Origin of the sequence: Sphingobium sp. ba1, from assembly GCF_000743655.1 — a bacterium.
Lineage (GTDB): Bacteria > Pseudomonadota > Alphaproteobacteria > Sphingomonadales > Sphingomonadaceae > Sphingobium.
In genome coordinates, this window is the sequence record NZ_JPPQ01000069.1 from 2,760,900 (window position 1) to 2,785,500 (window position 24,601).

A 24,601-nucleotide genomic window follows, 5' to 3' on the forward strand; every position below is an offset into this window, starting at 1 on the left:
GGTCCGCGCGATCATGGCCGAACATCAAGGCGAACTGCGCCTCACCAACCGCGCAGAGGGCGGGCTGGAAGCGAGTTTGGTGCTGCCTGCTTAGGTCGGCGTCTTGCGCAGCATGACCATGAATTCATTGGTCTGTTCCAGCGGATGCTGGATATTCGTCACCTCAAGATTGACGATCCCGCTGCTGCGAAGGTCATCGATCAACTGGCAGAATGTATCCGATGTAAATACCCAACAATGGGCGTCCGTATAGGAACTGGATTTTCTTTCAGCCAGATCCAAAGCGTGCGCCAAACTGAAGCGGGGCTGAAAAAACGCCGGATTTTTACCCGCCCATATCTCGGCGACATTCACCTTCTGATGATAATAGAAATGGTCGGCCAATTGCCACATGCTGGGGATGACGAGTTTTTCCCGATAGGCTCGCACGAATTCGGTCGCCCGGCTGATCTGCCGGAAAAAATCAAATGTGTATCTCTTGTCGGGAATGGCGAGGAATATCTGGCCTCGCGGCGTCAGTAACGCGCTCAATTCTTCGAACCACCGACACATATCGGGTATATGTTCGATCACATGACTGGCACAAACCAGATCGAATTTATCGCCGATCGCTTTTGATAGTTCGTTGCTTTTTATGATGTAATCGACATCGACGATTTTTGAAATATCGCGGTTCGGACTGGTCTTGGACAGTTCGATCAGTTCCGCCTTGCTGTGCCAATCGACATATTTGACGTTATCCCCATCCTCCTTGCGGAACATGGGATTGTCGAACGCGCCTAATTCGAGAAACCTGCCATCTAGGAAAGAGGAATTTTCTGCAAATGCCCGGCGTTTTCGCGCAATCGAGCTTAATCCGCCCATAGCGTTTCCCTTCGCTCGTCATCTATCCGTGCTCAGCTACTTCACCGTCTTGGTCACACATGATCAATAGGATAACAACTAATTTCTCGGCGGTGTACCTACATGTCGGGTGCCAGTGAGCGACTTATTGACTGATCCCTAGGAGCGAGCCATCATTAGACTGCCCGTTGAGCGCTCGGCTACGTTCAATGCTGACCCGGCTTGCTCGACGTTCCCGCCGCTGACGGGTTGATCAGCGCCGCGCCGCTTGGCAGCGCCGTGCCGCCCATGTCGAGCTTCTTGGCCTGCTCCGTGGCGACGCGCACCGGATCGTCGCGTTCCTTGATCGCGGCCTTGGTCTCTGCGTCCATGTCCGCATCCTCCGCACCGTCGCCGCCACGGGTCCAGCCCAGGATGATCGACATGCGCCGGTTGCGCGGGTCATAGCTGTCGCCCTTGATGAAGGGTTCGCGGTCGGCGACGCCCTCGATCCGGGCGAAGCGGGCGTTGCCGATGCCGCTGTCGGCCAGCGCCTTGCGCGTCGATTCGGCGCGGCTGGATGATAGCAGCCAATTGTTCATCGTCCGTCCCGATGCATAAGGCAGGCCATCGGTATGGCCGCGCACGATCAGCAGGTTGGGCATGGTCTGCAGCGCGGTGGCGACTTCGCTGATCAGCGCGCGGGCCTGCGGCACCAGCCGGTCGGTGCCCATCGCGAACATCGCAAAATCGGCTTCGTCGATCAGGTCGATGCGCAACCCCTCGCGCGTCTCGGTGAACCGCACATGTTTGCGCAGCTTTTCCAATCCCTTGCGCATCATCTGCGCTTCCAGCTTTTTCTTGATCGATTCGAACTTCTGCCGGTCGGCGGCGCGCATCGCCTTACCGCCCTGATCCTTGGTGCCGCTCGCGTCCCTGGGTATGGTGATCGACAAATTACCCTGGCCGCCAGTGGTCGGGTAATTTTCCTTACCCATGATGGAGTCGCCACCCATCAGCCCGGTGGAGCCAGCCGACGCCATCTTGAGTTCGACCAGCGTGGGCGTGAAATAGTCGGCCAGCGCCTTGCGCTGCTTTTCCGTGGTCGCGCCCAGCAGCCACATCAGCAGGAAAAACGCCATCATCGCCGTTACGAAATCGGCATAAGCGACTTTCCACGCGCCGCCATGATGGCCGCCATGGCCCTCCACGATGATCTTCTTGACGATGATCGGCCGTGGTTCCGGCTCGTTCGCGCCGCGCTTCTTGTCCCCCGCCACGGCTTATTTGCCCCGCATGCCGTCGAACACTTCGGCAAAGGCCGGCTGGTTCGCATGGGGCAGGCTGGAGCGCGCGGCCTCGATCACCAGCGGTTGCGGGTGACCGTGGAGCGAGGCGACGATGATCTGCTTGACGACATGATAGATCGCCCCGTCCGCCTCGATCACGCTGCGGCACCGGTTGGCGAAGGGATTGACCATGCCATAGGCGAGCAACACGCCCAGGAAGGTGCCGACCAGTGCCGAACCGATCATCGCGCCCAAAATGGCGGGCGGCTGGTCGATCGATCCCATCGTCTTCACCACGCCCAGCACGGCGGCGACGATGCCGAGCGCGGGCAGGGCGTCGGCCAGGCCTTGCAGATTGTCGGCGGGTTTGATCGCTTCATGATGATGGGTCTTGAGGCTGTTATCCATCACATCCTCGACCGCATGCGGATCGAGCGTACCCGACGACACGACCACCAGACGCAGCGTATCGCTGATCAGATGGATCAGCGTCTTGTCCTTCATCAGGCGCGGATATTCGGTGAAGATGGTCGAACTGGCTGGATCTTCGATATGCGGTTCCAGCGCCACCGGCCCTTCGACCCGCAACGTCTTCATCAGCTTGCTGACGAGGAAGATGCAATCGAGGAAATCCTGTTTCTTATATTGCGGCCCCTTGAAGACTTTGGCGAGGCCACCGCCCAACGCCTTGAGGTCGGCACCCGAATTGCCGATGATCAGAGCGCCAACGGCCGCGCCACCGATGATCATCATTTCATGGGGCAGGGCGTGCAATACCGGGCCGATATCGCCGCCGGTGATGATGAACCCGCCAAATACCATGACCAACAGGACGACAAGGCCGATGACTGCTAACATGGTAATCCCCGAAAAATATGCCCTGGGGCATCGACCCCATAAAAGGGTCCGTCACTTGGTTAATACGGACTGGTTAGCGGCAGCTTTAGGACAGCCGTTTTTTTAGCCGATCAGGTCGAACAGCGTCTGCTTGTTGATCCGGGCAAAAGCGGACTGTGCCGCCTCCAGCTGCAGCAATTGCGCCGACACGTTGGAAATGACTTCGCTCAAATTGGTCGACTCCAGGCTCGCGCGCCGCTCGGTATAATCAAGGCCGATATCGGTCAGCCGCGTGCCGATGACATCCAGCCGGTCGCTGCGCACGCCCTGCCGCGCCTGTTCGACGACGATATGGCTCTGCCCCGTCTTCACCGCGTCGAGCGCACTCGCCAAGGCCGCATCGTCGCTGCCTTCCAGCGCGGTCATGGCCTGGCCCAGCATGTCGTCGATCGACATCGGCGTGCCATCGACATCAATGCCCTCGGACACCTCCTGCCGGGTGGCGACGACCGCCAGGTTCATGCCCCGGCTGACCGGCACTAAAACGCTCTGTCCCTCGTCGAAGACCGGCGTGCCCTGATAATCCTTCTGGTTGAACAATTCGCCGATCGTCGTGCGGATCGTTGACATTTCCTCCAATATCGCGGCGCGACTGGTGTCGTTGAGCGACCCGTTGCGCGCCGACGTCACCAACACCTGCGCGCGTTGCAGCAGGGTGTCGACTTCGGCCAGATTGGCTTCGGCATTGGTGGCGCGGGTCGTGCCATAGCTGATATTGGCCTGCCAGGCGGCCTGTTGCGACTGGGCGCGGGCGATGTCCGACACCTGGACCCAGGCAAGCGCATTGTCCGACGCCTTGTTGAGCGTGACGCCGGTGGATACGGCCGTCTGCCCCTCGACGATGCTTTTCGACAGGGATTGTTGCCGCCGGATTTCGGCGAGCATGATCTTGTGCGTAATGCCTACCATGGTTCAGCCCTTTGCCGGTCAGATGATCTGGAGGATCGCATCGATGGTCTCTTTCGCCATCTGCAATATCTTGGCGCTGCCCGAATAGGCTTGCTGGATGCGCAGCAGGTCGGCCGCTTCCATGTCGAGATCGACCCCGCTCACCGCCTCGCGCGCCGCGACGGCTTGGTCGTTGCGGCCTTGCGCCGTGGTGTTTTCCGCCTTGGTCGCGCCCAGCAGATTGGCCTGGGTCGCGATCAGCGCGGTCCAGCCCTGTTCGACGCTGCCATTGCCGCGCAGGGTCGAGGATACCGTCAGCAGATTGCCGTTGAGCGTCCCGTCGCCAGACCGCAGCGCCAGGTCGTCGGGCGCAAGCCCCAAGGCCGTGACGCTGGCGGCACTACCCCCAAAGGCCAGCAGAGGTGCGCCAGCCGCGCCGCCATCGGTAACGCCCTGCGCATGCCAGTCGTTGATGTTGGTCACGAACTGCTCGGCCAGCGTATCGAGATCGTCGGCACGGTCGGCGGCCGTGTCGGCAGCGGAAAACAGGCCGCCCAGCGTCCCGTTGGCCGGGGCGGACAGCGCCGTTCCGTCGCTCAGGCTGAGCGACAGGCGACCATCGTCATCGGCGGCGAGCGATAGGCTGGCCGCGCTATTGCCGGTCACCAGCGCCTGTCCGCCATAGCTGACCTCGGCCACGCCCCGCGCGCCGAAGCTGATATCGACGTTCAGCGTTTCGTTCAGATCCTGCAACGCCGCGTCCCGGCTGTCGAGCAACTGGGCATAGGCGGACGTGCCGGGCTGTGCGCGCAGCAGGCTGTTGTTGATGTCGGCCAGCGCGGCCAGCGACGCATTGGCGCTGCCCACCACCGATTGCCCTTCGGCCTCGATCCCCTTGGACACGGCATCAAGATCGGCGGCGGTCTGGCGGAACGCATCGGCGACGCGGCCGATACTGTCCAGCGTCGTGACGCGCAGCGACGTATCGCCCGGCGCGGCGGCCAGCTTGTCCATATTCTGGAACATGCCGGTCATCAACTGGCCGATGCCCGTGGCGCCGTCGTTCAGCGCAATCTCGGTATCGCCCTGCCAACGCAGCCGTGCGGCCGAACTGGCGAGGTTCATCGTGGTCAGGCGCACGGTCGCATCGAGATAGGGGTCGGCCCCGCGATCCACGCTCATCACCTGGACGCCGCCGAAATTGGCGCGGGCCGTGTAATAGGCCATCGTCGCCGTGGACGCGCCGGACTCGCCGGTCGTCACGCTGCGCCTAGTATAGCCTTCCGTGCTGGCATTGGCGATATTCTCCGCGATCGCGGCCATGGCGGTGCGATAGGCGCGGGTGCCGGACGCACCGATGATGAACAGGTCGCTCATTCGCCCGTGGCCGGTGCGGCGGGGGCGACCCGCTCGCCGAACTGCCGGATCAGCAACTGGGCGATGCCCATGCTGTTGCTGCCCGCCAGCGCGTCGGCGGTGCGGGAATCGGCCATCGACTGGAATTGCTCGGTTGCGCTGGAATCACTAATCCCTTCGGCCAGGCTCGCAGAGCGCATCGCGCCGATCATCTGGCGCAGGAAGATCGCCTCGAACTGCTGCGCTGCCTTTTCCAGCGCAGCCTTGTTCGCGGTGCCTGCGCCCGATGGCGCCGTGGCGGCGGGGGTCGTTGTCACCTGCATCATAGCACCACCAGTTCCGCCTTCATTGCGCCCGCCTGTTTCAAGGCTTCGAGGATGGCGACCATGTCCGCCGGGGAAGCCCCGATCGCATTGACCGCCTTCACTATATCGGCCAGCGACGCCCCACCTTTAAAATTGACCATCGGTTTCTTTTCTTCGTCGATGCTGATGGCGCTCTGCTGCTCGACCGCGGTCTCGCCTCGGCTGAACGGCGCGGGCTGGACGATGCGCGGCGCTTCGTTGACGCTGACGGTCAATTTGCCATGGGCGACGGCGGCCGGATGGATGCGGACCGCGCCATTGATGACGACGGTGCCGGTGCGCGCGTTGACGATCACCTTGGCGGCGGCATCGGCGGGGGAAATCTCGATATTCTCGATCATGCCCATCATCAGAATGCGGTCTTCTGCGCCTGGAATGGCGTCGATCGCGACCGACACGGCATCCATGGCGCGCGCGCGCCGATCACCGAAGGCCCGGTTGATGCCATCCGCCACGCGCAGCGCGGTGGTGAGGTCGGCTTCGGCCAGGTTGAAGGTCAGGGTCGGCGCGGTATCAAAACCTGTGGCCACCGCGCGCTCGACCGTCGCACCGCCGGGGATACGCCCGGCCGAGGGGATGTTGACCGACACCTGGCTGCCATCCGCGCCGGATACGCCCAGGCCGCCGACCGCCAGATTGCCCTGCGACATGGCGTAGATTTCGTTATCGGCACCGCGCAGCGGGGTCATGATCAGCGTGCCCCCACGCAGCGACTTGGCCTTGCCCAACGCCGACACCGTGACGTCGAGCCGCTGGCCGGGCTTGGCAAAGGCGGGCAAATCCGCCGTCACCAGCACCGCGGCCGCATTTTTGAGCGCGGGATTGATGCCCTGCGGCAAGGTCAGGCCAAAGCGCGAAACCACACCCTTCATGCCCTCGGTCGCATATTGCAGGCTGTCGTCGCCCGTACCCGCCAGGCCCACGACGATGCCATAGCCGGTGAGCTGGTTCGGGCGGATGCCCTGAAACGTCCCCAGATCCTTGACCCGCTCAGCCTGTGCCGGGGTGGCGATCAGGAACAGGCTCGCGAACAGCGCACTGAAAAATCCTCCCCTGAAAGGGGAGGGGGACCGGCGAAGCCGGTGGAGGGGTGTCACCCCCTCGATAGGGCGACACCCCTCCGTCAGGGCTACGCCCTGCCACCTCCCCTGCAAGGGGAGGATGGAGGCGACGCGATCGAAGATGCTTTTCACGATGCTCTCCATCAGAAGGGGCTGATCATCGAGAAGAAGCTCTGCAACCAGCCTTGCTTGCTGGCGCGGGCGATCTCGCCCTTGCCGGTGTAGATGATCTTGGCATCGGCCACGCGGGTCGAGGCGATGCGGTTGTCCGGGCTGATGTCGGCCTGACGGACGAGGCCACTGATCTGGATGAACTCGTCGCCGCGATTGAGCGTCAGCGCCTTCTCGCCCTTCACCAGCATGGTGCCATTGGGATAGACCGCCGCGATCGTCACGGTGATCTCGCCAGACAGGGCGTTGGACTGGGTTGCGCCGCCTTGGCCTGCAAAATTATTCTGGCCGCCCATCGCCACATCGCTGGGCGAAAAGGCCTTGGACAGGATGCCGGTGGTCGGCGGTGTCAGGCCGATATTGCCGTTGCGGCTGGTATCGGCGCTGTTCCGCTTGGTTGCCTGCGTCCGTTCGACGAGGACGATGGTGATGATATCGCCGACCGTGGTGGCCCGTGCGCCGCTGGTCAGCGGTGTATAGCCAACCGATGTCTGGAAGATGGACCCATTGGCCTGCGCCACGGGCGGCTGCGCGATGACGGTCGGCGCATAATGGGCGCGCTCGGCATCGCGCTTCTTCCCCGCCAGCGCAGGGGAGGAGGTGAGGGTCAGGGCCATGAGGCCAGCCAGAGTGACTATAGGAAAGCGTGTCATCCCAGATCACATATTCTGATTGACGTATTGGAGCATTTCGTCGGTCGCCTTGATCATCTTGCTGTTGACCTCATAGGCGCGCTGCGTCTCGATCATCTCGACCAGTTCCTCGACGATATTTACGTTCGACGTTTCCAGGCTGCCCGACCGGATCGACCCGCGCCCTTCCAGCCCCGCGACACCAATCTGCGGCACGCCGCTGGCCGCGCTTTCGGCGAGCAGGTTGCCGCCGATTGATTGCAATCCTGCCGCGTTCATGAAGGTCGCCAGTTCGATCTGGCCAAGCTGTGTGGGTTCCGCCTCGCCCTGCAAGGTCGCAGACACCGTGCCGTCATTGCCGACCGTCACCGACGTCGCGCCTTCGGGCACGGTGATCTGCGGAATCAGCGGAAGGCCGTCGCTGGTGACGACATTACCTTCGGCGGTGACGCTGAAATTGCCCGCGCGGGTATAGGCGATGGAGCCGTCCGGGCGCTGGATCTGGAAGAAGCCGGAGCCTTCGATCGCCATGTCCAGCGCACTGCCGGTCTGGCTCAACGTGCCCTGCGTGTTGATCTTGCTCGTGCCCTGCAGCGAGACGCCCGACCCCAGGTTCAGGCCGGTCGCGAACTTGTTTTCGCTGTCCGAATTGGCGCCTGCCGCGATCATCTGCTGATAGGCGAGCGTTTCGAAATCGGCGCGGTCGCGCTTGAAGCCGGTAGTGTTGACGTTCGCCAGATTGTTGGCGATCACGCGCATCTTCGTGTTCTGCGCGTCAAGGCCGGTGCGGGCGACATGAAGGGCGGCGTTGCTCATCGTTCATTTCTCCGTGCGGCATCCCCAAGGGGGTGCTTATGCGTCAGACACAGCAAGATGCGTGCCAATGTTGACTATATTTTTCAGCTATCGAGCCGCATCAGCGACGCGCCGCCATCATCCATCTGTTTGGCGGTATCAATCAGCTTGACCTGCGTTTCGAATGCGCGGCTCGCCTCGATCATCTGCACCAGCGCCTTGGTCGCATTGACGTTCGACCCCTCGATCGACCCGGCCGTGACCGACGCCAGCGGGTCTGGCGGCAGCGCGCCGCCATTTACTTCGCGGAACAGGCCATCGGTGCCCTTGGCGATGCCGGACCCGACCGGGCTGACCAGCTTGAGCGCATCGACAAGTTGCGGATTGGCCGGGTCGCCGCCCTGCGGCACGCCCCAGATACTGCCATCCTGCGCGATCGACACGCTGTCGAGCTGGGGCAGGGTGATCGGTCCACCCGCGCCCAAAACCGGCAAACCATCGCCGGTGGTCAGCAGGCCGCTGTCGGAGATTTTGAGGTCACCCCGGCGGGTATAGGCTTCGCTGCCATCCGCGCCCTGCACGGCCAGCAGCGCGTCGCCGTTCATCGCCACGTCGAGCGGATTGCCCGTGGCGGTGACGGCGCCGCCCTCCATGCTGGCGGCAATGACCTGTTCGGATGCCTGCGCCCGTGTGTCGAAGGTATCGCCCTGGAGCCAGCGCGTCTCGGCATTGGCAATCTCTGCGCGAAAGCCGATGGTGTTGGCGTTGGCGAGGTTGTTCGCGATCGACGCCTGCCGCGCCATCGCGCCGCGCATTGCCGTAAGTGCCGTGTTGACGAGCCGGTCCATGGACGAAGCCTTCTACCGTTGGATGCTTAGGTACGCATGTTGACGATGGTGGTGGTCAGCGTGTTGGCTGTCTCGATCGCCTTGCTGTTCGCCTGGAAATTGCGCTGCGCGGAAATCAGCGCCACCAGTTCCTCGGTGATGTCGACGTTCGAGCGTTCCAGCGACCCGCTGTTGACCGCGCCGAACATGCCGGTATTGGCAGTGCCCAGGATCGGGTTGCCGCTCGCAACGGTGGAGGACCAGTGCGCGTCGCCTTCCTGCCGCAGACCTTCCTGGCTGTTGAACGACGCCATGGCGACCTGGCCCAGATAGGCGGTGCTGCCATCGGCATAAATCGCCGAAACAAGACCGTTCTTGGCCACGCCGACACTGGTGAGCTGCGCCCCGCCATCCACGCCCAGATAGGTGGTCGGGATTTGCAGATCGGTGAGATCGGCCGGGCTGCTCGACGAAGAAGGCGGCGTGGTCAGCGCGCCGGTTTCGGAGTCAACCGCGAACACCTGAATGCGCGATCCGGTGGTATCGACGGCATAGCGGTTGTCATCGACGGCAAAGGCGCCATTGCGGGTGTAGCTGACAGTGCCGTCCGGTGCCTTGACGGTGAAATAGCCTTCGCCGGTGATGGCAAGGTCCAGCGTCTTGTCGGTGGTTTCGATCGTCCCCTGCGTGAACTGCTGGGCGATGCCCTGCACGCGCACGCCTTGCCCTGCGACCTGACTGGTCGTCTGCATGGGGGCGGCTGCAAAAATGTCGCCGAACTGCACCTTGCTCTTTTTGAAGGCGGTCGAATTGACGTTGGCGACATTGTTGGAAATGGTGGCCAGATCGGTCTGGGCACCCTTGAGGCCGGACAGCGAGATATAGAAGGACATGGCGTTGCTCCCTGGGTGAAAAGGAAAGAAGAAAAAGGGGGGTGAGATTACATCAGGCTGATCGCGTCGGACGGGCTGTAGCTGCCGAGCGCGGTAATGAGTTTGGAAGAGGATCCGTCAGCGGGTGACTGGACCGCGGCAATGGTGGCCCAGGTGGCGACCCGGCTCGGCGTTGCGCCATTGACCTTCACCTGCAGCGCGGACGTGGCAATGGTCTCGCCCGCGTCATTCTTGCCGTCCCAGTAGAAGGTCACGTCGCCGGCCGGCTGCGCGCCAAGGTCGAGCGTCTTGACGACATTGCCGCTGCCATCGACCAGGCTGATGCTCGCTCCCTCCGTGGCCTGGGGCAGGGTGATCTGCCCGGCATACAGTCCGCTGGCATCGGGGGCTGCGATATTGCTCTGCACCAGCATCGACTTGCCGATCCAGCTTGCCGCATCGCCCAGCCTTGTGCCGCCCAAATCGGCGGCCAGATTCTTGAGCGTCGCGTTCATTTCGGCGATGCCGCTCGAATTGGTGATGGTCGCCATCTGCGACACCATCTCGGCGTTGTTGACTGGCTCGAACGGGTCTTGCGTCTGCATCTGCGCGGTGAGCAGGCGCAGGAAATCGGCCTGGCCCATTTCCGACTTGCCGGTGCCGACCTTCGCATTGGGATTATAGACCGATAGCCCGGCGGTATCGGTGATGGTGGAGGTGGTGCTCATTTGCCGATCCTTATGGTTTCGAGCATCAGGGATTTGGCGGTGTTCAGCACCTGCACGTTATTCTGGTACATGCGGGACGTTTCGATCATGTCGATCAGCTCCGCATTGCTATCCACCGCCGCTTCCCACACATCGCCATTGGCGTCCGCCAGCGGATGATTGGGGTCATGCCGCTTCGTCGGCTCGGCCTTGGTGGTGACGATCTCCGACACTTTGACGCTCGCCATGCCGGGGCTGTCGGTGACGGACGTGAAGACCGGCTTGATCGCCCGATAGGCCTCGGCTGCGCTACCCGTGACATTGCCCGCATTGGCCATGTTGGACGCGGTGGTATTCAGCCGCACCAGTTGCGCGCTCATGGCGCGCCCGGCGATGTCGAATATGTTCATGGGACCAGAGCCACTCATGCTCATTCTCCCCTGAGCGCACGGTTGATGGTGTTGATGCGACCCTCAAGGAAGGAGAGGGTGGTGCGATATTTGACCGCATTTTCGGCAAATAGCGTCTGTTCGGTGCTCAACTCGACGGTATTGCCGTCGAGGCTGGGCTGCAGCGGCACGCGATAGCCCATGGCGTCATCGACCGCCTTGGACACGTCGGCGGCATTGCCACTCGCCTGCGTCGTCGCTTTTTGCAGCGCCGCGTCGAAATCAATGTCGCGCGCCTTGTAGCCGGGGGTCGATGCGTTGGCGATGTTGGACGCCAACAGGGACAGCCGCTGCGAGCGAAGCGCCAGCGCCTTTCCATGAATGCCGAACAAACCGTCTTCCACTGATCCTGCCCTTTTTGCCTGCTGGCCCTAAAAGTTTCGTTTCCCCCGCCGTTCTGACCCCTGATGGCGTCCATTGCGGGTGATCCAGCCTGAAATCAGCAAGAGCCGTGCCAATTTGCGTGGGTGACGCAACGGCAAGGTGGAAATGCCCGGAAATCTGGGCTTTTGCGGGTGAAGGCGGCAAGGGCGGCAAAAAATTGCCGGGCTGCGGCAGCATCTTGCCGTCGCACTACGGGCCTATGGGGACAGGCATATATGATCACTATTATAGGCCATTTATTCGATCCCGTGACGCTGCTCGCAATAATTGCAGGCGTCCTGCTGGTCGCTCTGTTCCAGAACGGCGCGGGGCCGCTGGGGCGGGCGATGCTGGCGCTGCGTCCGCTGGTCACGGCCGATCCCGCGCGCGACCGCGACGCGGCCCGCGCTACCATGCTCAAGATCGACCAGGTGGCGCAGTTGCGTGGCCTTGCTTGCGCCGATCGCGTCAAGACCGCCTCGCCCTTCCTGACCGACGCCGCGCGTAAGCTTGCCAATTGCGACCGCACCGACCAGTTCGAACTTTGGGCGGGCCAGGCGCTCGCCGACCGGGCGCAGCGCCACGGCGCGGTGCATAAGGCATGGCTGTCGATCGCCGATGCCGCGCCGGCCCTCGGCATGGCCGGCACCATCATCGGCCTCGTCGGCATGTTCGCGGCCATGGACGATCCCGCCGCGCTGGGGCCAGCCATGGCGCTCGCGCTGCTCACCACCTTCTACGGCGTCGTGATCGCCAATGTCGTCGCTGCGCCGATTGCTGCGCGCCTCATCGACCTGTCCGAACAGGAGCTCGCCTGGCAGCGCGAAGCGGTGACGCGGATGCTGGCGATCGCGCGGCGCGAAAATGCGCCGATCCGGCGCGGCGCGATACGCGAAGTCGCATGACCGGCACGGCCACCACCACCGCTGTCGCCCGGCGCAATCGCTGGGCCGTCAGCTTTGCCGATCTGCTGCTGCTGCTGCTCGCCTTCTTCGTGCTGTTGCAGGCGAGCGGCGCGCGGCGCGATGTCGTGCTGGCGGGCGTCGCCCAGCAATTTGGCGGCCGGGCGATGCGGCCGGGCGTGGAATTGCGCGCGGCCGATCTGTTCGAGCCGGGCGAAGCCTTGCTCACGCGGCAGGGTCAGGCGCGCCTCTCCGCCATCGCCCGCCGCTTTGCAAGCGAGCCGGGCGGCGTCGAGATACGCAGTCGCGGCTCCGACCGCGCCCACCAGCGCTTCGATGATTGGGATCTGGCCGCAGCTCGCCTTGGCGCCGTCGCCCGCGCGCTGAAACTGGATGGCATCGCGCAGGATCGGCTGCTGATCCGCGGCCTCGACCAGTCCGACGGCAAAAGCGGGCAGGGGCAGGTGATCCGCATTGCGCCGGGGCAGACGGACGCACGTTAACCAACTTGGCACGGATATTGCTGAAAATCCCGACATAGAACCGCCGACCTTGTCAGGAGACATGCCGTGCCTCGCGCTTATCCGTTCCTTCTCGCCACCGCTGCGCTGCTTGGCACCGCGCCCGTGCAGGCGCAGCAGCGGTTCGAAAATCTCGATCGCATCGACAGCCTCGTCGCCATGTCGGTGGGTGCCAATCTCGGCGAACCGGGTGGGCCGATGGCCCCGGTGGATCGCCGCCTGAAACTGGCCGCCTGCCCGACGATGCCCAAGGTCGAAGGCCCGGTGTTCGGCGCGGCGATGGTCAAATGCGAATCGCTCGGCTGGCGCATCCGCGTGCCGCTCGTTGCAGGTGCATCGGCCGCCGCATCGGGACCAGTGCCGCGCACGGCCAGCCGCTTCACGCCCGCGGCCCGCGCCACGCCCCAAGAAAACGTCGTGCGCAAGGGCGATCCGGTGCAACTGATCGCCGGCAACGCGCTCTTCAACGTCTCACGCGGCATGATCGCGGATGAGGATGGCGCGGTCGGCGACACGATCCGCGTCCGCGAAGACAAGCGCGCCGCCCCCATTTTGGCCCAGGTCGTGGAAATGGGCCTAGTGCGCGTTCCGGGGTTTAAGGATTTTTGAACTTGTCCGTTATACGCCTATAGGGACGAGTGAAGGATTGAAGCCAATGATCAAATCTGTCGGCCAAAGCATCAGTGCTGCCATAGAGGCGACCCGCCTGCGCGAAGGGGGCAAGACGCGCGCGTCTTCGACCACCGGTTCAGCGACGGCGTCACTCGCGTCGACTTCTGCCAGCCCCGCTGCGCGCATGGCGGCAGAAGGCGCGCCGGTCGATATGGACCGTATCGCCGCGATCAAGGCGGCGATCGCTTCGGGCAATTATCCGGTCGATGCCGCCGCGATCGCTGATCGCATGGTCGCGCTCGACCTGTCTGCTGCGGGGTAACGATCATGCCGCCGGGGCTCGCCGCGCTGGATGACCTGTTCGAAGCGTTCGAGGATCTGCGCGATGTGCTGGACGGCACCGATGCCGTTGCCATCGAACTGGCGAGCAACCGCGTCAGCCGGGCCGCCGCCGCCGTGCGCGGTGTTGGCGCATGGCGCTCCGAACCGATCGTGATCGAACGGCTGAACGCCATGCTGCCCTTGCTCGAAAGCGCCCGCGTGCGCGTCAGCCTGCTGGCCGACCATGCGAATCAAAGGCTTGCCATGCTCGCCGCCCATGGATCGACCCACGCGCCGCTGACCTACGGCCGCTGAACTTTATTTCCTGTTTTCCCTAAAACGGCACCGAAAGGTGCCGTTTTGCGTTGCGGGCCAAATTTCCTGACGCCGCGTTAACCAAATCTTGGCACAAGCCTTGCTCTAATGATCCCCGCAATGATTGGGGAATAGGGTCAAGTGTCGGCTTTCGCAGACATCACTACCGGGGCGACATCGACGGGCAATCGCGTGACCAACGCGATCGCCATGGCGAGCCGCCGCACCGGTGTCGACTTCTCCTATCTGCTGGGTCAGGCGAAGATCGAAAGCAGCCTTAATCCCTCCGCGCGCGCCACGACATCGTCAGCGACCGGCCTTTATCAATTCATCGACCAAAGCTGGCTCGCCGTCATCGACAAGCATGGCAGCGACTATGGGCTTGGCTGGGCATCCGACGCGATCAGCCAGAGCAGCAACGGCCGCTATCATGTGGCGGACCCGCAACTGCGCCAGCAGATACTCGACCTGCGCAAACATCCCGAAACCGCCTCGGTCATGGCCGCGCAGCACGCCGCCGACAACAAGGCCTATCTGGAACAGAAGCTCGGTCGCGAAGCCGAACCGGTCGATCTTTATCTTGCCCATTTTCTGGGCGTGGGCGGTGCCAGCAAATTCCTCTCGGTCCATGATCGCGCGCCCGGTGCCACCGCCGCTTCGCTCTTTCCCGCCGCCGCGCGCGCCAACCGGTCGATCTTCTACGACCGGTCAGGCAGCGCGCGCAGCTTCGCCGACATTCGCGACCGTTTCGCCGCGAAGCTCGAAAAAAGCTCCGGCAGCCTCGGCGGTGAGGTGCAATATGCCGCCGCCGCGCTGCCATCGGGCGCCAAGACGGTCCAGCCCGCCGATTATGTGCGGATCGAAACCCAGCGCCTCAGCGAACAGGTCGATGTCGGCATCCGGCCCCAGCCGCAGACTGCGCGCCTCGCCTATCTCATGCTCGCCACCCTCGGAAGGTAACGGCTCCTCATGACTCCCACCCAAGTCAAAGCGAAGATCTGGATGAGCGCCGTCCAGGGGGCGGTGCTGCCCTTTGCGACGCTGATGGTCGTGCTGTTCATGATGGTCCCCGTTCCGGCGGTCATGCTGGATATTGGCTTCATCACCAATATCATGATCAGCCTCGCGGTCCTGATGGTGGCGCTGAACGCCGCCAAGCCGCTCGATTTTTCCAGCTTCCCGACGGTCCTGCTGTTCGCCACGCTGCTGCGCCTCGCGCTCAACGTCGCCTCCACCCGCGTCGTGCTGGTGTCGGGCCATGAAGGCTCGGATGCGGCCGGGCAAGTGATCGAAGCGTTCGGCCATTTCCTGATCGGCGGCGACTATGTCGTCGGCATCTTCGTCTTCGCCATCCTGATGATCATCAACCTGGTCGTCATCACCAAGGGCGCGGGCCGCGTGTCCGAAGTGTCGGCGCGTTTCACCCTGGACGCCTTGCCCGGCAAACAGATGGCGATCGACGCCGACCTCAATGCCGGCCTGATGACGCCGGAAGAAGCCAAGCTCCGCCGCGTCGAAGTCGCGACCGAGGCCGACTTTTACGGCTCGATGGATGGTGCCAGCAAGTTCGTGAAGGGCGATGCGGTCGCGGGCATCCTGATCCTCGTCATCAACATCATCGGCGGCATCATCCTGGGCGTCGTCAGCCATGGCCTCGCCATCGGCGAAGCGGCCCAGACCTATATCATCCTCGCGATCGGCGACGCGCTGGTGGCGCAGATTCCTGCTCTGCTGCTGTCGATCGCCGCCGCCTCCATCGTCACCCGCGTCAAGAGCGAGCAGGATCTGGGTGGCCAGATTGCGGGGCAATTCGGGTCGGGCCGCGCCTGGGTGCCGGTCGCCGCGATCCTCGGCTTTCTGGGCGTCCTGCCCGGCATGCCGCATCTCATCATCCTGTCCGCCGCCGCGGTGGCGGGGGGCATCGCCTGGCACTTGCGCAAGGCCAGCCAGGCTAAAGCCGCTGAACCTGCGCCAGTCGCCCCCGCGCCCAATCCGGCCGTGATCGAATGGGATGACGTGTCGGACGGCGCAATCCTGGGCCTCGAAATCGGCTATGGCCTCATTGCCCTGGTCGATGAGCGCAAGGGCGCGCCGTTGATGGCGCGGATCACCGGCATCCGTCGCCAATTGTCCAAGGAACTGGGCTTCGTCGTGCCGATGGTGCGGGTGAAGGACAATCTGGCGCTCGAACCCAATCAATATCGCATCACCATCGCCGGTGTCGTGGTGGGCGAGGATGAAATCTGGCCCGACGATCTGCTCGCGCTCGACAGCGGTGCGCTCGAACATGTGGTCGTCGGTCGCCCGACCAAAGACCCGACCTTCGGCCTTGATGCCGTCTGGATTTCGCAGGCCAAGCGCAGCGAAGCCGTGATCGCGGGCTATACCGTGGTCGATCCGCCGACCGTGGTGGCAACCCACCTCAACCAGCTCATCGCCATGAACGCCGCCGAAATGTTCGGCCTGGACGAAGCGCGCAAGCTGCTCGACACGCTCAAGGACGCCGCGCCGCAACTGGTCGAAGGCCTGACGCCCGCCACGCTCAGCCTCACCCAGATCAGCGCGCTCTGCCGCGCCCTCCTGTCCGAAGGCATCGCGCTCAAGGATTTCCGCCGTATCTGCGAAGCCATGGTCGACGCCGCCCGGCCGGACATGAGCCACGAACAATTGGTCGAGGCCGTGCGCCAGCGGATCGGCGCGCTCATCATCCAGGGGCTGGTCCCCGTCAAAATGCCGCTGCCGGTCATCACGCTCGATGGCGACCTCGAAGCGATGCTGGCGCAGGCGATGCGCGTGGCGGGCGACGCTCGCCACCCGATCGAACCCGCACTCGCCAACCGCATCGTCGAAGCGGTGGTGCAGGCCGCCCGCCCGCTGCTGGGTCAGGCGCGCAACTTCGCCATCGTCACCTCGCCACTGGCCAGGCGCGCGCTGGCGCGCTTGTTCAAGCCGCATCTGCCCGAAACGCCAGTGCTGTCCTTCCTCGAAATTCCCGATGGCAAGGGTGTCGAAGTGGTCGCGGTCGTGGGCGGCGAACAGCGCCCCACGCCCCGCCACGACCCGGCACCCCGCCACGAGCAAGCGCGCGAACGAGTCGCCTGAAAGGAGGCTGAGCCATGTATATGAACAAGATCGCGGCCGGCGCCCACACCTATGCCAAGCCCGGCGAAAACAGCCCGGAGCGGCTCGCCCGCCAATATATGCCGCTGGTGCGCAAGATCGCCTGGCACGTCCATGGCCGCGTTTCGAGCGCGATCGAGGTGGAGGACTTGCTCCAGATCGGCATGCTCGCGCTGGTCGAGGCCGCCAACAGTTTCGAGGATCGCGGCTTCGGCTTTGCCGCCTATGCCCAATTGCGCGTGCGCGGCGCGATGATCGACCATCTGCGGCGGCAGGCGACCATCTGCCGCTCCGCCATGGCCAAGCGCAAGCAACTTGCCGCGTGTCGCAATGGCTTGGAACAGACGCTTGGACGGCTACCGACCGAAGCGGAAATGTCCGCCGAAATGGGCCTTGACCCGTCCGACTATCGCGAACTCGCCGACAGCGTCGAAATGGTCCAGCACACCAGCATGGATGAGGTCTATTCTGACCAGTCCATGTGGTTCGCCGATGTCGAGGATCGTGCCGACGACCTGATGGAACGCGAATCGCTCAAGAAGGCGCTCGCCGCCTGCATCGGCGAACTGCCCCAGCGCGAGGCACTGGTGCTGCAACTCTATTTCGTCGAGGAACTGAATCTGGAGGAAATCGGCCACACGCTGGACATCGGCGCCGCGCGCGTCTGCCAGATCAAGAAGGCCGCGCTCGACAAGCTGCGCGAGAAACTGCGCGACTGGGACTGACCCTATTCGTCGTTCGCCGCCAACCGTCCGACCCGTCGTTCCTCGCCATTGGGCCAGCGGAACCGCAACGGCCGATAGCTTTGCGTGCGCCACCAGGGATCGGCGACCTGGAACAGCCCGCTTGCCTCGGCCCTGCGCCCCAGATCCTTGCGCGCGGTAACCGCCGCCAGCACGGGCGCAAGGAACAGCCCCGCCGTCACCGGAATAATCCAGCCGATCCCGCTACCCGCCTGGATCGCCAGCGCCAACAGCAGCGCACCCAGCAGGATATGCCATTTGAACAACCAGATCGCGCTGCCTATCGCCATACCATCACGGTCGCGGGTCTGCCCGTTCCAACTGCTCTTGCGCCCCATCAATATGCCGAACAGGTTGATCGTCTGGGTCAGCATCGCGACCGGCGCCATCAGGATCGACAGGATGATGTCCACGATCACGCCGCGCGTCATCCGCGCTGCGCCGCCAAAGCCGATCCGCCGCGCCGGGTCGAGCAAGGCCCACAGCATCGCCAACAGCTTCGGCCCGAACAGCAGGAAAGCCGTCACTGCCAGCAATCCGCCCGACGGCAGCACATCGGTGGGCGGCCACACCCCGCTCGCCCCACCGCCCAACACCACGAGCATCAGCGTCAGCCACATGGGCGACGTACAATAGGCCGTCGCGCCCACCAGCAACTGGAACCGGCTGACCGGATGCAGCCCCGCAATCCGCACGAGCAAGGGCACATGCTGGATATTACCCTGACACCAGCGCCGGTCGCGGGTGAACAGGTCGGGCATGGACGGCGGAAATTCCTCGAAACTATCGTCGGCCGTGACCATATGCACATCCCAGCCGCGCCGCCGCAACAGCGCCGCCTCCAGCATGTCGTGGCTCATGATATGCCCGCCAAAGGGCGCGCGACCTGGCAGTTCGGGCAGGCCACAGCTTTGCGCAAAGGCCTTGACCCGGACGATGGCATTATGGCCCCAGAACATCCCTTCGGACCCAGCCCACCAGATCATCCCAGCGGCCGAGATCGGCCCGAAGAGGCGGCTCGCAAATTGCTGCCAGCGCGCAAATAGCGTCGCCGCACCCATCACGGTCGGCACCGTCTGGATCAACCCGACCTGCGGATGCCGCTCCATGTCGGACGCCAGCCGCGCCATCGTCTGGCCGCTGACGATACTGTCAGCGTCCAGCACGATCATATAATCATAACCGCCGCCGAACCGCTCGACCCATTCGGCGATATTACCGGGCTTCCGCCCGATATTGCGCGCGCGGCGGCGATAATGGACGGGGCGGGAGAAGGAGCCGCGCATTTCCAAATAGGCCGCGCGCTCCGTCTCGCCGCTTTGGACGTTGGAATCGGACAGGATGAAAAATTCGAACCGCTCGCGCCCCATCACCTGCGCCAGCGAGCGTTCCATGATCGACAGCCGACCCAGCACGCCCAGAAAATCCTCGTTGCACACCGGCAGCAGGATCGCGGTCTTGCCCTGTAGCGGCTGCGACGCGCGCAGCGGGAGCGGCGTCACGCTGCGCCCCTTGCCCACGGTCAGCAGCAGGAAGCCGATGATCGCGGTGGCACAGCCGAACGCGATCCAGGCGAACAGCGGAATGAACAGGGCGAGATAGACGCCCTCCAGCAAGGAAATGCCGTCCAAGCCGATCGAACGGCGCATCTCATGCGCGGCCATGCCGGTAGGGATAAGGGCAAGCAGCACGACCAGCATGCGCCGCGCCCACAGATCGATATTGAAGCGACGCGGCATAGTCAGCGGTGGCCGCGCGTCGAAATCCTGCTCCGGCATCGCGATCGGGCTTTCGGGCGGCAGCTGTTCGAAGGCCACACTCACCGGCATGTCCCCGGCGGCGGCATCGGCCACCGGCACCTGTCCATTGCCCATATCATCCAGACCCATAGCGTTTCACCCAACGGCTTGAACCGTTCGTTACGCCAACGGTTCCGTTCATCCGCCAACGGGGTAATGCACATATTCGCTCACCGCGCGGCCGCTGGCCCGCAATTGCAACCGCACATCTGCCACGCCGTTGCCATTGGGCCGCAGGTCCAGCACCGTGCGATACAGGCCTTTGCGACCCAGCACCGGATAGCCCGCCTGCTTGACCAAAGTGCCGTTGGCGATGTCCACCCACAGGTCAGGCTTGCTACCCTCCGCCACCCCCGCGAAATCGACTACCAGCCGCGCGATGTCAGGCTGGTCGCCCCGCCCGCGCCAGACATTCTCGACGATTGCCATGCCGGTCGCGGCGGGCGAACGGTCAGCGGTCCAATCGAGCTTGTAGGAAAGGTCGATCCGCTTGCCCGGCACAGGCGCGGCGGCGGGCGTCCAGTAGGCGGCCAGATTGTCGGTATATTCGCTGTCGGTCGGAAAAGCGTAGAGCCGCACCTCGCCCGCGCCCAGCGGCCGGGCGGGGGTGGCCCATAGCGATGGGCGGCGGTCATAAAAAACGCCATCATCCTGATAATGGTCGAAATCCCGGTCACGCTGCAGCAGCCCGAACCCCTTGGGATCGCGCTCGGCAAAGGCGCTGACCATCGGCGCTGTGGGATTGACGATCGGGCGGGCATGGGCGGTGCCATCGGCGCTGGCGATCGACAATAGGTCGGAGTCATGAATTTCCGGCCGCCAGTCTGTGCCGATCGTCCGGTCCGCCTGATCATACCAGAACATGCTGGTCATCGGCATCAGCCCCAGTTCGGGGATGGCACGGCGAGGGAACAGGGCGGCGGTCACGTCCTGCCGCACGCCGTCCTTGTCCAGCCGACTGACGAAGCGGAACGCGCCGGTAATCGATGCCCCGTCGAGCAGGGCGAAGATGGTGACGCTACTTGGCCCCGTCCGCTCCAGCCAGAAATGGGTGAAGCGCGGAAATTCCTCGCGCCCCTGGATGCCGGTATTGATCGTAACGGCCCGCGCCGACAGGCCGAATTGCTTTTGCGGGCTTGGCGCACGAAAATAGCTGGCCCCAAGGTACGACAACCAGTCGCCGTCACGCGCGGCATTCATGATGCGGAACCCCGCAAAGCCAGCGCCGGGCGGCAGGGCCGTCACGGGATTGCCCGCCGGCGCATCGAACATGGCCGGATCATAGCGCAGCGGCGTCGCGCGGCCTTGCTCGATGATCGCGATCTCGACCGGTTGCGGCGCGGTGGCGGACAGCGGGAAAAAGCGGATGCCGGTATCGCCCGGCAGGTCGCCCCACAAAGTCCGTTCCTCGCGAAAGCGCGCCTCGTGCAGCGCGGTATAATCGATCTTGGCGGCACCCGGATGGGCCGGCGTCTCGGCAAAGGGCGCGCGCGCCAGCCGCTGCGCCTGGCCGATCAGCCGCTCCCAGGAAAAGGGGGGGGGCTGCGTTTGCGCGTGCAGAGCGCGGGGGAGGAGGAGGGCAGCGCCCGTGGCAGCGATCATCGCGCGCCGGTCAATCTGGGTCATGGTTTCACCATGGCGAGCCTGTCACGCAAAACCAAGCCCCCCATGCTGCATATGCGATGAAGCCCCCGCCCGGGGGGACGGAGGCTTCTGATGCTGGTCGTTCGATCGAAGTTGTGGCTCCCGGCACGGTGGGGACTGTGATGTGCCGGGCGCCTATGGGCGGCTGTCAGGTGACCAGACCTCAGCCGACCAATGGGGTAGGGGTTTAGCCGATCAGCTTCAGAACGCCCTGCTGGCTCTGGTTGGCCTGTGCCAGCATCGCGGTCGACGCTTGGCTCAGGATCTGCTGCTTGGCGAGCGCGGTCGTTTCGGCCGAAAAGTCGGCGTCTTCGATACGGCTGCGCGCGTCGGTCAGGTTGGTGATGTTATTGGTCAGGTTGTTGACCGACGATTCCAGGCGGTTCTGCACGGCACCGAGCGTAGCGCGGGCGGTCGCAACCGTCTGCAGCGCGGTGTCGAAGTCTGCCAGAGTGGCGGCATCTTCCGCTTCCGTCGCGCTGGCCACGTCGGTCACGTCGATGGCTTCCAGCGTGATGGTCACGGTGTCGGTGTCGTTGGCACCAGCCTGGATCGTCACGGCGTCGGCGGTCGTCGGGAACAGCGCCTTGCCGTTGAATTCGGTCTTGGTCAGGATGTCGTTGATCTGAACGGCCAGCTGATCCTTTTCCGCGTCGATGTTCGCAACGGCTTCGGTGCTGTTGGTGTCGTTGTTCCGCTGCACGGTCAGTTCACGCATACGCTGCAGCATGTTGCTGACTTCGTTCAGCGCGCCTTCCGCGGTCTGCGCCAGGCTGATGCCGTCATTGGCGTTGCGGATGCCCTGGGTCATGCCCTTGATCTGCGACGTCATGGTCGAAGCGATTGCGAGGCCGGCGGCGTCATCCTTGGCGCTGTTGATGCGCTTGCCGGTCGACAGGCGCTCCATTGCGTTGGTCAGGCCTTTGCTGGCCATCGACGAGGCATTGGCGGAGCGGAGAGCGGCGGTGTTGGTTCCGATAACAGTCATGGTGTTCCCTTTCAGTGTCAATCAGGTCGCTGCCATGGAGCGTCTGCGGCCTCGAAAGGGGATAACGGCGGGCAGCGACCGGCCTTTAGCGCCGCTGTCGATTTTTCTGAAAAAGGGCAATTTCCCTGGCTACCACGCGCGCGCGTAGGACAAAGGACGGCGTCTTTGCCGCCTTGCCGGAATAAAATTGCCGGTCGGCGGCAACTGGATGGCAAAGTTAACCATCTGATAACCACATAAATATAGAGCTTGGACCATCGAAGGGGTCTGGGGCGTGCGGGGGCACAAGCCGACCAGTTATTGGGGTTTTGTTCATGTCATCGCTCGACGTGAGCCGTGGAGTCTGCGCGCTCGTTCCGGGTCTGCAGCACTGGCTCGAAAACGCTCTCTTTACCGTGCGCATCGTCGACGCGGCCAGTCCGCGCGACAAGGACAGCCGCCGCGTGCTGCTGGCGACCGAGATCGGCCATGCGACCCATCGCGACATCCTCATCAACCTGATCGACGGCGCACCTTCGCTGGTCGCGGCGGCCAACGGCCTGCCCGCCCGCGTCGCCTTCGGCCTTGCCGACATGGGCTTCGCCTTTGCGCTCATCGCCGAACTGGCGCGCCCCGCTGCCGTCCCGGCGGTGGGCGACAGCGGCAGCGTCCGGCTGATGACGCTCGCCGGGCGGGTCGCCCGCAGCGACGCCACCGTCCTCATTCAGGGCGACACCGGCACCGGCAAAGAGGGCATGGCGCGCTTCCTGCACGCCCAGTCGGGCCGGTCGGGCCATGACTTCATCGCCGTCAATTGCGCAGCGCTGCCAGAAACCATGATGGAAGCGATGCTGTTTGGCCATCGCAAGGGCAGCTTCACCGGCGCGGCCAACGCGTCCGAAGGCCTGTTCCTTGCCGCCGATGGCGGCACGCTCTTCCTCGACGAAATCGCCGAACTGCCGCTCGCGCTCCAGGCCAAGCTGTTGCGCGCGCTGCAGGAAGGCGAAGTGCTGCCCGTCGGCGCGACCCATGCTGTGCCGGTCAATGTCCGCATCATCGCCGCCTGCAACCGCAACCTGGCCCAGGAATGTGCCGCGGGCCGCTTCCGCGAGGATCTCTACTGGCGTCTCAACGTCATGCCGCTCGAACTGCGCCCGCTCGCCGAGCGTCGCGGCGACATCAGCGCGATCACCGCTGCGATGCTGCTGCGCCACCAGGATGGGGGCAAGGCCGGGTTCGTCTGGCCGACCGCCGCCGCGCTCGACAAGCTCGCTGACCATGGCTGGCCCGGCAACGCCCGCGAACTCGGCAATATCCTCCAGCGTGCCCTAGTGCTGCGCGATGGCGACCGGATCGAGGCGGACGACCTGCATCTGGCAGGCGCGGCGCAGATGGTAACGCCCTTCCGCGCCACAGCGTCGACCCAGTTGCCCGCCGAACCCATCCGGCTGCGCGACGTCGCGCGCCATTCCAAACTCGAAGCCATCCGCTGCGCCCTGCGCGAAACGGACGGCCACCGCGCCGCCGCCGCGCGCAAGCTCGGCATTTCGGAACGCACGCTACGCTATCGGCTCGCCGAAATGCGCGAGCTGGCTGCGGCATAAGGGGGAGGATAGGATATGAACGGCATTTCCCCGACCGACAGCGTGATGGCGATCCGCAACGCCATCCTGCAAAAGAACGCCGCGCTGCGCGACATCGGTTCGACCAATCCGGTCGGCGGTGCAGGCGCGGCCCAGGGCACCGCGCCCGGTGGCTTTACCGATGCACTCAATAACGCGCTGCAACAGGTCAACGGCCTGCAGGGCAAGGCCGGTGAAGCCGCCGCCGCCTTCGAACGCGGCGAAACCACTGACATCGCCGCCGTCATGCTGGCCAAGCAGCAGGCGTCGGTCAGCTTCGAAGCGACCCTTCAGGTCCGCAACAAACTCCTGTCCGCCTACAAGGACATTATGAGCATGCCGGTCTAAATCATGAGCGAGAACGCACTCACCATCGACGGCGGCAAGCCCGCCCTCCCGGCCCCCGCTTCGGCGGCCCGCAACGGCCTCACCGGCATGGCGGCGCTCAAGGCGCGCTTCACCGGCCTCATCCAGCAACCGGCGGTGGCCAAGAGCCTGCCGCTGCTTGGCATGCTCGGCGTCGTCGCACTGGCGGGCCTTG

General features: G+C 64.1%; 27 protein-coding genes and 1 pseudogene. 11 read left to right on the forward strand and 17 right to left on the reverse strand.

The genetic code is table 11. From position 1 onward, the window contains the following. Positions 1-90: 90 nt before the first annotated feature. The 14 genes from IL54_RS22360 to flgB form a co-directional block, all read right to left on the reverse strand. Positions 91-864 carry a methyltransferase domain-containing protein gene (locus IL54_RS22360; RefSeq protein WP_076605526.1) on the reverse strand — a complete coding sequence of 258 codons (774 nt, stop codon included), beginning with the start codon at positions 862-864 and terminating at the stop codon, positions 91-93. Positions 865-1,049: 185 nt separating this feature from the next. Continuing rightward, positions 1,050-2,102, reverse strand: a complete 1,053-nt coding sequence (locus IL54_RS16575; protein ID WP_037477016.1) for a flagellar motor protein MotB — start codon at positions 2,100-2,102, stop codon at positions 1,050-1,052. Positions 2,103-2,105: 3 nt separating this feature from the next. Then, a complete protein-coding gene (gene motA, locus IL54_RS16580) occupies positions 2,106-2,969 on the reverse strand; it encodes a flagellar motor stator protein MotA (RefSeq protein WP_037477018.1) in 864 nt (287 codons plus the stop codon). Between the two features lie 102 nt (positions 2,970-3,071). Continuing rightward, a complete protein-coding gene (locus IL54_RS16585) occupies positions 3,072-3,917 on the reverse strand; it encodes a flagellin (protein WP_037477020.1) in 846 nt (281 codons plus the stop codon). Between the two features lie 18 nt (positions 3,918-3,935). Further along, positions 3,936-5,273, reverse strand: a complete 1,338-nt coding sequence (flgK, locus tag IL54_RS16590) for a flagellar hook-associated protein FlgK (protein WP_037477022.1) — start codon at positions 5,271-5,273, stop codon at positions 3,936-3,938. Further along, the gene (locus IL54_RS16595; protein ID WP_037478986.1) at positions 5,270-5,575 is read right to left on the reverse strand and encodes a rod-binding protein; all 306 of its coding nucleotides are present in this window, start codon (positions 5,573-5,575) and stop codon (positions 5,270-5,272) included. Before IL54_RS16595 ends, flgK begins: the two co-directional genes overlap by 4 nt. Beyond that, positions 5,575-6,651 carry a flagellar basal body P-ring protein FlgI gene (locus tag IL54_RS16600; protein ID WP_037478989.1) on the reverse strand — a complete coding sequence of 359 codons (1,077 nt, stop codon included), beginning with the start codon at positions 6,649-6,651 and terminating at the stop codon, positions 5,575-5,577. Before IL54_RS16600 ends, IL54_RS16595 begins: the two co-directional genes overlap by 1 nt. 170 nt (positions 6,652-6,821) lie before the next feature. Next, positions 6,822-7,466, reverse strand: a complete 645-nt coding sequence (locus IL54_RS16605; RefSeq protein ID WP_237748920.1) for a flagellar basal body L-ring protein FlgH — start codon at positions 7,464-7,466, stop codon at positions 6,822-6,824. A 42-nt stretch (positions 7,467-7,508) separates the two neighbouring features. Then, positions 7,509-8,297, reverse strand: a complete 789-nt coding sequence (flgG, locus tag IL54_RS16610) for a flagellar basal-body rod protein FlgG (RefSeq protein WP_037477026.1) — start codon at positions 8,295-8,297, stop codon at positions 7,509-7,511. A gap of 83 nt (positions 8,298-8,380) precedes the next feature. After that, the gene (locus IL54_RS16615; RefSeq protein ID WP_037477028.1) at positions 8,381-9,124 is read right to left on the reverse strand and encodes a flagellar basal body rod protein FlgF; all 744 of its coding nucleotides are present in this window, start codon (positions 9,122-9,124) and stop codon (positions 8,381-8,383) included. A gap of 26 nt (positions 9,125-9,150) precedes the next feature. Continuing rightward, positions 9,151-9,996 (reverse strand): flagellar hook-basal body complex protein, encoded by an 846-nt coding sequence (locus IL54_RS16620; protein ID WP_037477029.1) that lies wholly within the window; start codon positions 9,994-9,996, stop codon positions 9,151-9,153. Positions 9,997-10,043: 47 nt separating this feature from the next. After that, complete coding sequence (locus IL54_RS16625; RefSeq protein WP_037477030.1) at positions 10,044-10,703, reverse strand: flagellar hook assembly protein FlgD; 660 nt, start codon at positions 10,701-10,703, stop codon at positions 10,044-10,046. Beyond that, the gene (flgC, locus tag IL54_RS16630) at positions 10,700-11,092 is read right to left on the reverse strand and encodes a flagellar basal body rod protein FlgC (protein ID WP_237748921.1); all 393 of its coding nucleotides are present in this window, start codon (positions 11,090-11,092) and stop codon (positions 10,700-10,702) included. The genes IL54_RS16625 and flgC overlap by 4 nt, the downstream gene beginning before the upstream one ends. Positions 11,093-11,112: 20 nt before the next feature. Then, positions 11,113-11,475: a flagellar basal body rod protein FlgB gene (gene flgB, locus IL54_RS16635; protein ID WP_037477033.1), complete on the reverse strand. Its 363-nt coding sequence runs from the start codon at positions 11,473-11,475 to the stop codon at positions 11,113-11,115. Between the two features lie 255 nt (positions 11,476-11,730). Between flgB and IL54_RS16640 the strand changes: the two genes are divergently transcribed. The 8 genes from IL54_RS16640 (at position 11,731) to IL54_RS16675 (ending at position 18,010) form a co-directional block, all read left to right on the forward strand. Next, positions 11,731-12,399, forward strand: a complete 669-nt coding sequence (locus IL54_RS16640; protein ID WP_037477035.1) for a motility protein A — start codon at positions 11,731-11,733, stop codon at positions 12,397-12,399. After that, on the forward strand, positions 12,396-12,899 hold the full coding sequence (locus tag IL54_RS16645; protein WP_037477037.1) for a flagellar motor protein MotB: 504 nt from the start codon (positions 12,396-12,398) through the stop codon (positions 12,897-12,899). The genes IL54_RS16640 and IL54_RS16645 overlap by 4 nt, the downstream gene beginning before the upstream one ends. Positions 12,900-12,965: 66 nt before the next feature. Continuing rightward, positions 12,966-13,526 (forward strand): flagella basal body P-ring formation protein FlgA, encoded by a 561-nt coding sequence (locus IL54_RS16650; protein ID WP_037477040.1) that lies wholly within the window; start codon positions 12,966-12,968, stop codon positions 13,524-13,526. Between the two features lie 46 nt (positions 13,527-13,572). Further along, a complete protein-coding gene (flgM, locus tag IL54_RS16655; protein ID WP_037477042.1) occupies positions 13,573-13,851 on the forward strand; it encodes a flagellar biosynthesis anti-sigma factor FlgM in 279 nt (92 codons plus the stop codon). Between the two features lie 5 nt (positions 13,852-13,856). Further along, positions 13,857-14,165: a hypothetical protein gene (locus tag IL54_RS16660; protein ID WP_037477045.1), complete on the forward strand. Its 309-nt coding sequence runs from the start codon at positions 13,857-13,859 to the stop codon at positions 14,163-14,165. Positions 14,166-14,306: 141 nt separating this feature from the next. Continuing rightward, complete coding sequence (locus IL54_RS16665) at positions 14,307-15,125, forward strand: flagellar protein FlgJ (RefSeq protein WP_037477048.1); 819 nt, start codon at positions 14,307-14,309, stop codon at positions 15,123-15,125. 9 nt (positions 15,126-15,134) lie between these two features. Continuing rightward, entirely contained in the window at positions 15,135-17,267 is a 2,133-nt protein-coding gene (gene flhA, locus IL54_RS16670; RefSeq protein WP_037477050.1) for a flagellar biosynthesis protein FlhA, read from the forward strand. 14 nt (positions 17,268-17,281) lie between these two features. Continuing rightward, complete coding sequence (locus IL54_RS16675; RefSeq protein ID WP_037477053.1) at positions 17,282-18,010, forward strand: sigma-70 family RNA polymerase sigma factor; 729 nt, start codon at positions 17,282-17,284, stop codon at positions 18,008-18,010. 2 nt (positions 18,011-18,012) lie between these two features. Here the strand turns inward: IL54_RS16675 and mdoH are convergent, their stop codons facing one another. From mdoH to IL54_RS16690, 3 genes are all read right to left on the reverse strand, one after another. Then, the gene (gene mdoH, locus IL54_RS16680; protein WP_037478991.1) at positions 18,013-19,902 is read right to left on the reverse strand and encodes a glucans biosynthesis glucosyltransferase MdoH; all 1,890 of its coding nucleotides are present in this window, start codon (positions 19,900-19,902) and stop codon (positions 18,013-18,015) included. Between the two features lie 63 nt (positions 19,903-19,965). Continuing rightward, complete coding sequence (locus tag IL54_RS16685) at positions 19,966-21,453, reverse strand: glucan biosynthesis protein (RefSeq protein ID WP_037477056.1); 1,488 nt, start codon at positions 21,451-21,453, stop codon at positions 19,966-19,968. Between the two features lie 205 nt (positions 21,454-21,658). Further along, entirely contained in the window at positions 21,659-22,459 is an 801-nt protein-coding gene (locus IL54_RS16690) for a flagellin N-terminal helical domain-containing protein (RefSeq protein ID WP_037477057.1), read from the reverse strand. A 314-nt stretch (positions 22,460-22,773) separates the two neighbouring features. Between IL54_RS16690 and IL54_RS16695 the strand changes: the two genes are divergently transcribed. From IL54_RS16695 to IL54_RS16705, 3 genes and pseudogenes are all read left to right on the forward strand, one after another. After that, positions 22,774-24,042 (forward strand): sigma-54 interaction domain-containing protein, encoded by a 1,269-nt coding sequence (locus tag IL54_RS16695; protein ID WP_037477058.1) that lies wholly within the window; start codon positions 22,774-22,776, stop codon positions 24,040-24,042. Between the two features lie 15 nt (positions 24,043-24,057). Further along, complete coding sequence (fliE, locus tag IL54_RS16700) at positions 24,058-24,408, forward strand: flagellar hook-basal body complex protein FliE (protein WP_037477059.1); 351 nt, start codon at positions 24,058-24,060, stop codon at positions 24,406-24,408. A gap of 3 nt (positions 24,409-24,411) precedes the next feature. After that, positions 24,412-24,601: pseudogene (locus tag IL54_RS16705) on the forward strand (flagellar basal-body MS-ring/collar protein FliF); the annotation flags it as partial.

Excerpts from the sequence above, each read along its gene's own strand:
- IL54_RS22360 (WP_076605526.1), bottom strand. The coding sequence starts at position 864 with ATGGGCGGATTAAGCTCGATTGCGCGAAAACGCCGGGCATTTGCAGAA.
- motA (WP_037477018.1), bottom strand. The coding sequence starts at position 2,969 with ATGTTAGCAGTCATCGGCCTTGTCGTCCTGTTGGTCATGGTATTTGGC.
- IL54_RS16585 (WP_037477020.1), bottom strand. The coding sequence starts at position 3,917 with ATGGTAGGCATTACGCACAAGATCATGCTCGCCGAAATCCGGCGGCAA.
- flgK (WP_037477022.1), bottom strand. The coding sequence starts at position 5,273 with ATGAGCGACCTGTTCATCATCGGTGCGTCCGGCACCCGCGCCTATCGC.
- IL54_RS16595 (WP_037478986.1), bottom strand. The coding sequence starts at position 5,575 with ATGCAGGTGACAACGACCCCCGCCGCCACGGCGCCATCGGGCGCAGGC.
- IL54_RS16605 (WP_237748920.1), bottom strand. The coding sequence starts at position 7,466 with ATGGCCCTGACCCTCACCTCCTCCCCTGCGCTGGCGGGGAAGAAGCGC.
- flgG (WP_037477026.1), bottom strand. The coding sequence starts at position 8,297 with ATGAGCAACGCCGCCCTTCATGTCGCCCGCACCGGCCTTGACGCGCAG.
- IL54_RS16615 (WP_037477028.1), bottom strand. The coding sequence starts at position 9,124 with ATGGACCGGCTCGTCAACACGGCACTTACGGCAATGCGCGGCGCGATG.
- IL54_RS16620 (WP_037477029.1), bottom strand. The coding sequence starts at position 9,996 with ATGTCCTTCTATATCTCGCTGTCCGGCCTCAAGGGTGCCCAGACCGAT.
- IL54_RS16625 (WP_037477030.1), bottom strand. The coding sequence starts at position 10,703 with ATGAGCACCACCTCCACCATCACCGATACCGCCGGGCTATCGGTCTAT.
- flgC (WP_237748921.1), bottom strand. The coding sequence starts at position 11,092 with ATGAACATATTCGACATCGCCGGGCGCGCCATGAGCGCGCAACTGGTG.
- IL54_RS16640 (WP_037477035.1), top strand. The coding sequence starts at position 11,731 with ATGATCACTATTATAGGCCATTTATTCGATCCCGTGACGCTGCTCGCA.
- IL54_RS16645 (WP_037477037.1), top strand. The coding sequence starts at position 12,396 with ATGACCGGCACGGCCACCACCACCGCTGTCGCCCGGCGCAATCGCTGG.
- flgM (WP_037477042.1), top strand. The coding sequence starts at position 13,573 with ATGATCAAATCTGTCGGCCAAAGCATCAGTGCTGCCATAGAGGCGACC.
- IL54_RS16660 (WP_037477045.1), top strand. The coding sequence starts at position 13,857 with ATGCCGCCGGGGCTCGCCGCGCTGGATGACCTGTTCGAAGCGTTCGAG.
- flhA (WP_037477050.1), top strand. The coding sequence starts at position 15,135 with ATGACTCCCACCCAAGTCAAAGCGAAGATCTGGATGAGCGCCGTCCAG.
- IL54_RS16675 (WP_037477053.1), top strand. The coding sequence starts at position 17,282 with ATGTATATGAACAAGATCGCGGCCGGCGCCCACACCTATGCCAAGCCC.
- mdoH (WP_037478991.1), bottom strand. The coding sequence starts at position 19,902 with ATGGGCAATGGACAGGTGCCGGTGGCCGATGCCGCCGCCGGGGACATG.
- IL54_RS16685 (WP_037477056.1), bottom strand. The coding sequence starts at position 21,453 with ATGACCCAGATTGACCGGCGCGCGATGATCGCTGCCACGGGCGCTGCC.
- IL54_RS16690 (WP_037477057.1), bottom strand. The coding sequence starts at position 22,459 with ATGACTGTTATCGGAACCAACACCGCCGCTCTCCGCTCCGCCAATGCC.
- IL54_RS16695 (WP_037477058.1), top strand. The coding sequence starts at position 22,774 with ATGTCATCGCTCGACGTGAGCCGTGGAGTCTGCGCGCTCGTTCCGGGT.
- fliE (WP_037477059.1), top strand. The coding sequence starts at position 24,058 with ATGAACGGCATTTCCCCGACCGACAGCGTGATGGCGATCCGCAACGCC.